This is a genomic window from Pseudoxanthomonas kaohsiungensis (assembly GCF_010211765.1).
Classification (GTDB): domain Bacteria; phylum Pseudomonadota; class Gammaproteobacteria; order Xanthomonadales; family Xanthomonadaceae; genus Pseudoxanthomonas; species Pseudoxanthomonas kaohsiungensis.
This window is the reverse complement of the sequence record NZ_PDWO01000058.1, coordinates 1-584: the sequence shown is the minus strand read 5'-3', so window position 1 is coordinate 584 and position 584 is coordinate 1. Positions and strand designations below refer to the sequence as shown.

The window sequence follows — 584 nt, the reverse complement described above, 5'->3', positions numbered from 1 at the left end:
GCCCGTGACCGCGCTGGTCGTAGCCGCGCACCGCATAGCCACGCTGGTTGAACCACGCGGCGAGGCGATCGTACCGGCCGCTGTGCTCGCCCACGCCGTGCACCAGCAGCACGGCGCCGCGCGCGTCATGTCGCGGCCAGTCGCGCAACAGCAGGCGCTGACCATCGGCCATGGTCTGCCAGCGGATCACACCGACCGTTTCATCACCCGCATCCGATGACGCTTGCTGCACTGCGCTCTCCTGTTCGACCGCGCTCATGCGGCTCCCGCGCCATGTTCCGATCGAACGTGAATACTGACATGCCGATGCCGGCCTTGCACCGCCGCACGCCGGTTGCAGCCGGCGCCGCAGGTCCCATATATGATCGGGTGTCCCACTCCCCGCCGCCGCCCGGATCGGCGCCGATGCGCATGGACTCGAAAAAAAAAACAAAAACAGGAGGCAAAAAGCGACGAGTAGGGGGCTAATATACAGATAAAATGAGCCGTCAGGGAAAGCAGGCACATGGAGTGGCCTCTGAGTATCGGCACGGCAATCTTTGTGATGTAGTCACGACACGTTAACATCATGTGAGATACTGCTT

1 protein-coding gene is annotated in these 584 nt (G+C 62.3%); it reads right to left on the bottom strand.

Translation table 11 applies throughout. The features are described from left to right. On the bottom strand, positions 1–259 hold a 259-nt coding region (locus tag CSC66_RS17270), incomplete at its 3' end, for a serine aminopeptidase domain-containing protein (RefSeq protein WP_238394455.1). Positions 260–584: the final 325 nt, after the last annotated feature.